This is a genomic window from Synechococcus sp. B60.1, assembly GCF_047462555.1.
GTDB lineage: Bacteria > Cyanobacteriota > Cyanobacteriia > Thermostichales > Thermostichaceae > Thermostichus.
Genome location: NZ_JANSJN010000113.1, coordinates 1 through 8,765 on the forward strand (window position 1 = coordinate 1; position 8,765 = coordinate 8,765).

Annotated in this window: 7 protein-coding genes and 1 pseudogene; 4 read left to right on the forward strand and 4 right to left on the reverse strand. The window is 61.4% G+C overall.

Going from position 1 to position 8,765, the window contains the following annotated elements; genetic code table 11:
• Positions 1-198 (reverse strand): annotated as a pseudogene (locus NW863_RS11320) (hypothetical protein); the annotation flags it as partial.
• 147 nt (positions 199-345) lie between these two features.
• On the opposite strand from NW863_RS11320, the gene NW863_RS11325 reads away from it, so the two are divergent.
• The gene (locus NW863_RS11325) at positions 346-831 is read left to right on the forward strand and encodes a DUF3531 family protein (protein WP_414366439.1); all 486 of its coding nucleotides are present in this window, start codon (positions 346-348) and stop codon (positions 829-831) included.
• A 3-nt stretch (positions 832-834) separates the two neighbouring features.
• Here NW863_RS11325 and NW863_RS11330 read toward each other — a convergent pair whose 3' ends face one another.
• Together NW863_RS11330 and lptC are read right to left on the reverse strand one after the other, a co-directional pair.
• Positions 835-2,508: a sulfatase gene (locus NW863_RS11330; RefSeq protein ID WP_414366441.1), complete on the reverse strand. Its 1,674-nt coding sequence runs from the start codon at positions 2,506-2,508 to the stop codon at positions 835-837.
• A gap of 82 nt (positions 2,509-2,590) precedes the next feature.
• Positions 2,591-3,589 carry an LPS export ABC transporter periplasmic protein LptC gene (gene lptC, locus NW863_RS11335; RefSeq protein ID WP_414366442.1) on the reverse strand — a complete coding sequence of 333 codons (999 nt, stop codon included), beginning with the start codon at positions 3,587-3,589 and terminating at the stop codon, positions 2,591-2,593.
• Positions 3,590-3,704: 115 nt separating this feature from the next.
• Between lptC and NW863_RS11340 the strand changes: the two genes are divergently transcribed.
• Genes NW863_RS11340 through NW863_RS11350 form a run of 3 tightly spaced genes read left to right on the forward strand, consistent with a single transcriptional unit; the run spans position 3,705 to position 7,753 of the window.
• Positions 3,705-4,562, forward strand: a complete 858-nt coding sequence (locus NW863_RS11340; RefSeq protein WP_414334029.1) for a branched-chain amino acid ABC transporter permease — start codon at positions 3,705-3,707, stop codon at positions 4,560-4,562.
• Positions 4,562-5,521, forward strand: a complete 960-nt coding sequence (locus tag NW863_RS11345; RefSeq protein WP_414334031.1) for a branched-chain amino acid ABC transporter permease — start codon at positions 4,562-4,564, stop codon at positions 5,519-5,521. The genes NW863_RS11340 and NW863_RS11345 overlap by 1 nt, the downstream gene beginning before the upstream one ends.
• A 57-nt stretch (positions 5,522-5,578) precedes the next feature.
• A complete protein-coding gene (locus NW863_RS11350) occupies positions 5,579-7,753 on the forward strand; it encodes an RNA degradosome polyphosphate kinase (RefSeq protein ID WP_414366444.1) in 2,175 nt (724 codons plus the stop codon).
• 23 nt (positions 7,754-7,776) lie between these two features.
• Here the strand turns inward: NW863_RS11350 and NW863_RS11355 are convergent, their stop codons facing one another.
• Entirely contained in the window at positions 7,777-8,355 is a 579-nt protein-coding gene (locus NW863_RS11355) for a DoxX family protein (RefSeq protein WP_414334035.1), read from the reverse strand.
• Positions 8,356-8,765: the final 410 nt, after the last annotated feature.

Consider the following 8,765-nt stretch of genomic DNA (forward strand, 5'->3'; position numbering starts at 1 on the left):
ACGAATTTCGCGGTAGCAGAGCGATTGAAGCTTGACTGGGTTGACCACCTTCTCTGGTGTGTTTTGGTTGACCCAGTAAGGCCTCCGCCCCGCTGGCGCAAGGAGTGCTTGTGCAAAAGCCGACAAGGTTGCCTCTAGCTTTAGGGCTTGCGAAGCAGATACCTTGAGCTTGCAGGAGATAGTTAAAACTTGGGTCATGTTGCAACTATACGTCATCTGCATTCCTCCCGACCCTGACTGGCCCCCCTCCCCCCGTATACGGGGGTACAGGGCGGGGCTCCTGCGGTTTCTAGCTGACCTGGGCCAGACTAAGATCGATGGCTAGGCCTAGCTGAGAAACCGTCCATGCAAGTGGAGTTTCGCGAGTGCGATCCGGGAAATCTCTGGATCTGGTTTGAGTTTGCGGAGCCGCCGGTTCCAGCGGAGTTGGAGTACCTCAGGGAAGTCCTAGAGTCGTGGTATGTGCTAGGCAAGTTGGGGGGATTTAACGCCGAGCGCCTGGTGGCCCAAGAGGCCGAGGCGGATCTCAGCTACTTGGAGTACCCTAGCGACTCGGCTCCCTTGACCTCCCTGATGCACAACATGGGATCCCTGGAAGAAAAGGACAACTGGGCCCGCTGCTGGTTTGATCTGGGCACTGCCGATGCCTTGGCGCTGGATGTGTTGATCAACGCCTTGCGCACCCTCAGCTTAGAATACATTGGCCTCACCCGCGTCATCATCGGTGGGCAGAACGAGGACTGGCCGACGGCGGATCCCGAGGAGACAGATGCCTACGATCTCAACGGCTACCTGCGGGATCATTGGGGGGAAGAGGGGGAGCTGGAATAGCTCCTACTCCAGGTAGCCCAGCTCTTGCATCCGCCGCACCAAGTCTGCGTTGCTTTCCATGTCAACTCGGCGAGGAGCGGTGCTGGGCCGGCGCGATTCTGCCCACTCCACCCACTGCCTTAGCCCTTGCCGCAGGCGGTCTAGCCAAGCCTGTGGAGAAAGGGATCCCAACTCAGGATCCCCCGGCTGAGAAGGGATCCCGGCCAAGAGCAGATCCCGCAGTTCCGCCGGATCCTGCTCCAGGTTGTAGAGGCTGGGGCGATCTCCGGTTTGGATCAGCTTGGTCACCCCTTCGTAGAGGGCTCGGCGGGTGTCGTAACAGGCGCGCGCCTGCAGCAGGCTGTCGTTGCGGTTTTCCATGGCCCGCAGGAGAAGGTGGGGCGGGAAGGCCTCGCTGAGCACCACCCCCTGCTCCGGATCCTCACCGGCCAGGGTGCGGGTCAGGCTGAGGCGGGCGATCTCGCGGCGAAGCTTGAGGCTGATACGGGGGGCGCCGTTGGCTAGAGAAAGGCTGGGGCGGAAGCCGGCAGCTTCCAAGAGAGTATGAAAGAGGCGGCGGGTGGAAACGGGGGTGGCCACGCGCTTTCCTGCCGGAAAATAGCCGGGGTAATGCAGGATCAGGGGGACGCGGATCAGCTCTTCGTAAACCACAAAAGCATGGCCGACGAAGTCGTGCTCCCCCAAGCCTTCGCCGTGATCCGCGACGATAGCCACCAGAGTGTTCTGCTCCAGGCCGGTGTGGCGCAGGGTGGCGAAGACGGATCCCAGCAGGTGATCCTGGTAGGCCACCTCGGCATCGTAGATGTCCCTGAGCACCTGCGCTTGCAGGGGAGAAAGCGGCTGCGGCAGGGGCGCCATCCAGCGGTAGGGCTGGGCGTTGTACTGGCGCAAAAAGTCGCGCGCCTCGCGGTTGGTCTTGAAGTAGGGGGCGTATTTCTGCACAAAGGGCTCCGGCGGCCAGTAGGGCAGGTGGGGCTCCATTAGGTTGACGAAGCAAAAGAAAGGCGGTGCTCCGGCAGGGCGGCGGGCTATCTGCTGCAGGTAGCGGTTCAGGTCGGCGATGGAGGCAGCCGTGTTGCCCTTAAAGTTCATCAGGCGGGTCCAGAGGGAGGCAAACCAGGGGTGCAGCGCCAACTGAAAAAGGGTGTCGGAGCGGGCAAAGGCATTTTGCACCGGGTAGGAGAGACGGCGCCAAAACTGGGTGTAGGCGGCCAGCCAGCGGTTGAGGGGAGCCGGCAGAGGGTTGCCTTCGGGAGGGCGGGTGGGTAGGGCCCCGCCGTAGTTGTAGAAAGTGTCGAAGCCCCGCCGCAGGCCGTTTTTCAGGATCCCGACCAGGGGGTTGTTGCAAAAGCCCACGGTGGTGTAGCCGCCCAGCTTCAACAGCTCCGCCAGAGTGGGTAGAGCAGGGCTCAGCTCCAGGTCTGCCTGAACGGTTTGGTGGGTGCTGGGGTATTCCCCCGTAAACAGGGAGGCGTGGGAGGGGATCGTCCACTGGGCGGGGGCGATGGCCCGCTCGAAGAGGGTGGACTCAGCGGCCAGCCGATCCAGGTTGGGGCTGGTGGGCACTTGGCGGGCCCGCTCTTCCTCTGACCAGTAGCAGGAAAGGCGATCCGCCCGCTGGGTATCCAGCACGATCAACAGAATGTTGGGGCGTTCCCCCCAGGCAGCCTCTGCCATTGCTGAACTCCTCACCACAACCCACCCAACACGGTTCTTAAACTATCTTGACATGCTCTTGTTGGCCCTTTGCCGCCGGCTCCTAGGGCAAAGTGAGCCGGGTTTGGCTGTTGCCTTGGATCCGGGCGGTGTTGGCCTGCCAATCCAGGATCCCTTGGTCACCGCTCACAGTCAGGGCTTGTCCAGGCTGGCGGTAGCGCACATTGCCCAGGGCTTGCAGTTGGGTGGAGCCGATGCGCCAGCGGATCTCTTGGGCTTCCAGCTCTTGGCCGGTCTGCAGGGATCCCGTTCCGCCAACGGGAACGGCTTTGGCTTTCACGTTGCCCAGCAGGCGCAGCTCGGTCAGGGGCAGCGGGGCCCGCAATTGCTCGCCGCTGAGGCGCACCCTTTGCTGGGGGGCATCCACCTCGACTGCTCCCAACGCCTGCACCTCGCCGGCACCAAAGTTCCAGAGCAAGCGGCTGGCGGTCAGCTCCAGCTCCGGATCGCGATACTTGGCCCGCACCGGTTGGCTTGGATCCCAATTCTCCAGTTGCATCTGGGCCTGGCCAAAGTCGATGCGCAAACGATCCCCCCACAGGGATCCCTGGCCGTCCAACAGCTCCACCTGTACCTGGCCCTCGGCTTCGAGGAGGCGCTCTTCCGGCAGCCACTGCAGCCGCTCTGCCTGCAGGCGCAGGTTGTCCCGCTCCGATTCCACCACCACTTGGCCCGTCAATTCCAGCCGCCGCTCGCCAGGATAGGCGGATCCCCGCTCGGCCCGGAGGCGGATGGCGCGATCGTCTGCGTCGAAAAACTCTCCCTCGATAGACTGCAAATGGGCGGATCCCAACTGTACGGGAGTGGAGCCGTTTTCTGGGGGGGACTCGTATTCGGCCAGGCGCGCCCGCAAGCGCCAGAGCAGGCCACCGTCAAGTTTGGCCTGGGTGAGAGTGATGTCTTCGTAGATTAACTGGGGGGTGGAGACGGGAGCTGCAGGCGTGGGATCCCTGCTTGGAGGTGGCTCCGGCCCACCACAGGCAGCGCTCAGCAGGGCCAAAACCACTAGCCAACCTGGGATCCGGGAAGAGTTGGGCTGCATGGATCTCTCTTGCGCGCTTTCTCCTACCCTAGCTCTACCCTGCCGCTGGGCCGGATGGGATCCCGCTCTCGGCAAACCCGTGGCATCATCAGGGCAGAGTATTGCGGGGGCAAGGGTGGCCCAACTGTTGCAGCTTTTTATCTACGGCCTCGTCCTGGGCAGCATCTACGCCCTAGGGGCGATCGGGGTGTCGCTGACGTTCGGCATTTTGCGTTTTGCCAACTTTGCCCATGGGGATCTGATGACCTTGGGGGCCTATTTTGCTCTAACGTTTGTCGGGTTGGGTTGGCCGATTGGGGTGAGCTGGATCCCGGCGGCCTTGGCGACGGCACTTTGCGCGGTGGGGATCGACCAACTGATCTATCGCCGCCTGCGCCGGGAAGCACCGGTGATTTTGCTCATTTCTTCTTTTGGCACGGCCCTGATCTTGCGCAGCTTGGTGCAGATCGTCTGGGGGCCCAACAACCAGGTGTACCGCAGCGGCATTCAGTTGCCCTGGCAGTTGGGGGGGCTGCGCATCAAGCCGGATTGGGTGGTGATTCTGGTGGGAACGGCCTTGCTGGTGGTGGCTCTGCACCTGTTTTTGCAGCGCACGCGGGTGGGCAAAGCGATGCGGGCCATGGCCGACAATTTTGACTTGGCCAAGGTGACCGGCATTGAGACGGAGCGGATCATCCTCTGGACTTGGGCCATCGGCGCCGCCTTGGCCTGTGTGGCGGGCATCTTCCTGGGCCTGGATACGCGGCTGCACCCCACCATGGGCTGGCGGCTGTTGTTGCCCGTTTTTGCGGCGGCCATTCTCGGCGGCATTGGCCGTCCCTATGGAGCCATTGCTGGGGGGCTGGTAATTGGCCTGGCGGAGGAGTTCTCGACTTTAGCGATCAATCCGGCTTACAAAACAGGGGTAGCCTTCGCCATTTTGGTGCTGATGCTGATCTTCCGGCCCACAGGGCTATTGGGGGGGCGGGCCTGATGTTGAGCTACGCCATCTTCTTTTTGGTTTTGGTGGGGATCTACGGCGTGCTGGTGCTGGGCCTCAATATCCAGTGGGGCTATGCCGGCATGTTCAACATCGGCGTGGGGGCCTTTTTTGCTGTGGGGGCCTACGCCAGCGCCATAGCCACGACGCCGCCCACCCCTGAACATCTGGGCGGGTTCAATCTGCCGTTCTGGGTGGGCTTTGCCATAGCAGTAGCCGCCGCCGGTGCGATCGCCTTCTTGATTGGCTTGATCACCCTGAAGCTGCGCTCCGACTATTTGGCTATTGCCACCATCGGCATTGCCGAGATCATCAGCCAAATCCTGAGGAACGAGGGCTGGCTGACCAACGGGGTGCGCGGCATCACCCGCATTCCGCGCCCCTTTCGCGGCTGGATCCCAGGGCAGGATACACTGCTCTACTTGGGCTTGGTGCTGCTGGTCTTGGCGGTGGTTTACTGGCTGAGTGAGCGGGCCTATCGCTCCCCCTGGGGACGGGTGCTGCGGGCCATCCGCGAGGATGAGCCGGCAACCCTGGCCGCCGGCAAAGATGTCCTCCAGTTTCGCCTGCAGGCGTTTGTGCTGGGATCCATGCTGATGGGGCTGGCGGGGGCGCTCTATGCCCACTTTGTCAATTTCATCAGCCCGGAAGCCTTCCAGCCGGAGTTTGCCACCTTTATCGTCTGGGTGATGTTGATCGCGGGGGGCAGCGGCAACAATCGCGGCGCCCTGCTGGGGGTGCTGGCCATTTGGGGGGTGTGGTCGGGCAGCGAGTGGTTGACCAACCGTCTGCCGCCCCAGTGGGCCACCCGGGCCGGTCCCTTGCGCATTTTGTTGATCGGGATCCTGCTGCAGGTAATTCTGCTTACCCGCTCCCAAGGGCTGTTGCCAGAACGCCCGCCCAAGCCTGTTTTGGACACTTCCGCCTCCTCCAAGCAGAACCCAGCAGGATAGGATTGGGTCGGCTCCAGCCGTTGTTGACGCTTTGAGACAACCCAGATCTCGGCCACCATGACTCCGCGCCCCAAGGAAACGGACTCCTCCTTGTCGCCCCGCAACCCCGATGCGACAGGTTGCCCCCCGAATGCCGGCCAGCCAGGGATCTCGACTGCGCCCATCCAGGAGGGCTATGCCTTGCCGGAGCACTACTTCAACCGGGAGCTGAGCTGGATTGAGTTCAACGCCCGGGTTTTGCACGAGGCCCTGGACGAGCGCACCCCCCTCTTGGAGCGGCTGAAGTTCCTCGCTATTTTCGAAAGCAACCTGGACGAGTTCTTTATGGTGCGGGTGGCGGTGATCCGCCGTCAGTTGGAAACAGGCGTGCTGCTGCCGACCCCCGATGGCCTCACGCCGCAGCAGCAGTTGCGGCAGATTTCCCAGCACCTGCGCCCCCTGATTCAAAAGGTACACGAGTGTTTTCGGCAGGAATTGGTGCCTAAGCTGGCGGAACAAGGCATTCACATCCGCGATTTTTCTGAGCTGGCCGAGCCGGAGCGGCAGGAGCTGCGGGAGTATTTCGACCAACGGTTGTTTCCTGTGCTCACTCCCTTGGCGGTGGATCCGGGCCATCCTTTCCCCTACATCTCCAACCTCAGCCTCAGCTTGGCGGTGGTGGTGCGGGATCCGGAAACCGGCAGGGAACACTTTGCCCGCATCAAGGTGCCCAGCACCCTGCCTCGCTTTGTGCCGCTGCGGGACGGGGTGAGCTTTGTGCCGCTGGAGCAGGTGATTGCCCACCATCTGGAGGCGCTGTTCGTGGGCATGGAAGTGCTGGAGTACTACCCCTTCCGCATCACCCGCGGTGCCGATCTGAAAATCCAAGAGGACGAAGCCGACGATCTGCTCGCGGCCATTCAAGAAGAGCTGCGCAAGCGCCGCTTCGGCTCGGTGGTGCGCATGGAGATTGCCAAGTCCATGCCGTCTGCCATTCGACAGCGGCTCTGCGAAGAGCTGCATCTGGATGCTGACTCTGTCTACGAGGTGGATGGGCTCCTCAACATGGGGGGGCTGATGGCGTTTCTCAACCTAAACCGGCCCGATTTAAAGGATCCCCCTTGGGGGCCCGTCACTCCTCCCCGCTTGCGTACTGCCTCGGTCAGCGACGAGCCGGTGGATATCTTCTCCGTCATCCGGGAAGGGGATCTGCTGGTGCATCACCCCTACGACTCCTTTGCTGCCAGTGTGGAACGGTTTCTGGAGGAGGCGGCCAACGATCCGCAGGTGCTCACCATTAAGCAAACCCTCTACCGCACCTCTGGCGATTCGTCGGTGGTGGGATCCCTCATCCAGGCTGCCGAAAACGGCAAGCAGGTGGCCGCTCTGGTGGAGCTGAAGGCCCGTTTCGACGAAGAAAACAACATCCTCTGGGCCAAGAAGCTGGAAAAAGCCGGGGTGCACGTGGCCTATGGCCTGCCAGGGCTGAAGATCCACTGCAAGTTGGCCCTGGTGGTGCGGGAAGAGGGGGGATCCCTGCGGCGCTATGTCCACATCGGCACCGGCAACTACAACCCCAAGACCGCCCGTATCTACACTGATCTGGGCCTGTTTACCTGCAACGAGACCCTCTGCAACGATGTAACCGAGTTGTTTAACCTGCTAACTGGCTACTCGCGGCAGCGGCACTTCCGCAAGCTGCTGGTGGCCCCCCGTACCTTGCGCCAGGGCATGGAAGCCTTGATCCGGCGAGAGATGCGCCATGCCCAGGCAGGACGCCAAGGGCGCATCATCGTCAAGGTCAACTCCCTCACCGACCCACGCATGATCCAAGTGCTCTACGAGGCTAGCCAGGCAGGGGTGGAGATTGATCTCATTGTGCGCGGCATGTGCTGCCTAAAACCAGGGATCCCGGGCCTAAGCGAGCGCATCCGCGTTATCAGCATCATCGGGCGCTTTTTGGAGCACTCCCGCATCTTCTACTTCTACAACGACGGCCAGGAAGAGTACTTCATCGGCAGCGCCGACTACATGACCCGCAACCTGGATCGCCGCGTCGAGGTGGTGACCCCTGTAGAGGATCCCCTGTTGCAGCAAGAGCTGAAGGCGATCTTGGAGATTTGTCTGACGGATAACCGGCAAGCTTGGGAGCTGCGCCCCGATGGCACCTATGTGCAGCGGCAGCCTAAGCCGGGAGAGCCGGTGCGCTCCACCCACCAACGCCTGATGGAGCGAGCCGCCAGCCGCCTTTAGCCCTCACCCCCGGCCCCTCTCCCTCAGGAGCGAGGGGTTTCGGCGGCTTCAGCCTCTTGATCCCCCAGCGCAATTACCTTCTCAGTGGCCTGCAACGAAGACTCCAGGCTCTCCAACTTTTGTCGGCTGGAGCGGTTCAGCCCCGCCTCAATACCGTTCGCCAAGAGCTGATCCAAAGAGAACCAGCCGCCGCCATTCACCGCAAAGGCCAAGAAGATGGCCGCGTAGATAGCCGATAGCTCCAGATAAGGAACGCTGAAGCCGGCCACCTTGATGTGGTGGAACATGGCCACCGCCATCGTGGCGAACAAACCCAACGCCGCCGCGCGGGTCAACAAACCCACTGCCACCAGCGGAGCTGCAATCAGTTCAGTATAGGCAGCTACATAAGCAAAAAAGATCGGGAAAGGCAACCCGATCACTTCTACATAAGCCGTTGCAAACCCCTCGATATCAGCCAGTTTGTCGAGGCCGTTGTGAATCATGAATAGCCCTGCCACCACCCGCAAGACAGTCCACGCCACTTGAGACCAGCGCGGGGCTACGCTGTCGTGACGCAAAACTGAGACAAACAGCACGGGAAAGCGCTGAGTGAGTGCCATAAGATGAAACCTGCAATGCAAAGATGCTAACTATTGTAACGATTCTAAATTTCTGTAACAAGACCAGGGCGGGATCCCCCGCCTCGACAAGAGGGGTCTAGATCGTAGGCAATCGTTTTCCCAGCAGGCGCAGCAAACCGATGGGATCCCCGGCCAAGGCCTGCGCGGCTCTAGTTCGGGTTCATCTCCTGGCTGGCTGGGATCCCTGCCGCTGTCTTGCTGCCCAGATAGGGTTAGCCAGGGAAGTTCTCGGCTGCCTATTCTTAGAGGTGTTGACGCCATTCTTCTTGAAAGCGATTCCTTTCCTTGTATCTCTCTCAGCAAAGACATAAAAGAAATAAAAAAGTCATGAAAGTTCTCGAAGCCCACCACCTCCAGAAAACCTACCGGCAGGGGGGCAAGCAGGTGCG

Excerpts from the sequence above, each read along its gene's own strand:
- NW863_RS11350 (WP_414366444.1), top strand. The coding sequence starts at position 5,579 with ATGACTCCGCGCCCCAAGGAAACGGACTCCTCCTTGTCGCCCCGCAAC.
- NW863_RS11330 (WP_414366441.1), bottom strand. The coding sequence starts at position 2,508 with ATGGCAGAGGCTGCCTGGGGGGAACGCCCCAACATTCTGTTGATCGTG.
- NW863_RS11325 (WP_414366439.1), top strand. The coding sequence starts at position 346 with ATGCAAGTGGAGTTTCGCGAGTGCGATCCGGGAAATCTCTGGATCTGG.
- lptC (WP_414366442.1), bottom strand. The coding sequence starts at position 3,589 with ATGCAGCCCAACTCTTCCCGGATCCCAGGTTGGCTAGTGGTTTTGGCC.
- NW863_RS11355 (WP_414334035.1), bottom strand. The coding sequence starts at position 8,355 with ATGGCACTCACTCAGCGCTTTCCCGTGCTGTTTGTCTCAGTTTTGCGT.
- NW863_RS11345 (WP_414334031.1), top strand. The coding sequence starts at position 4,562 with ATGTTGAGCTACGCCATCTTCTTTTTGGTTTTGGTGGGGATCTACGGC.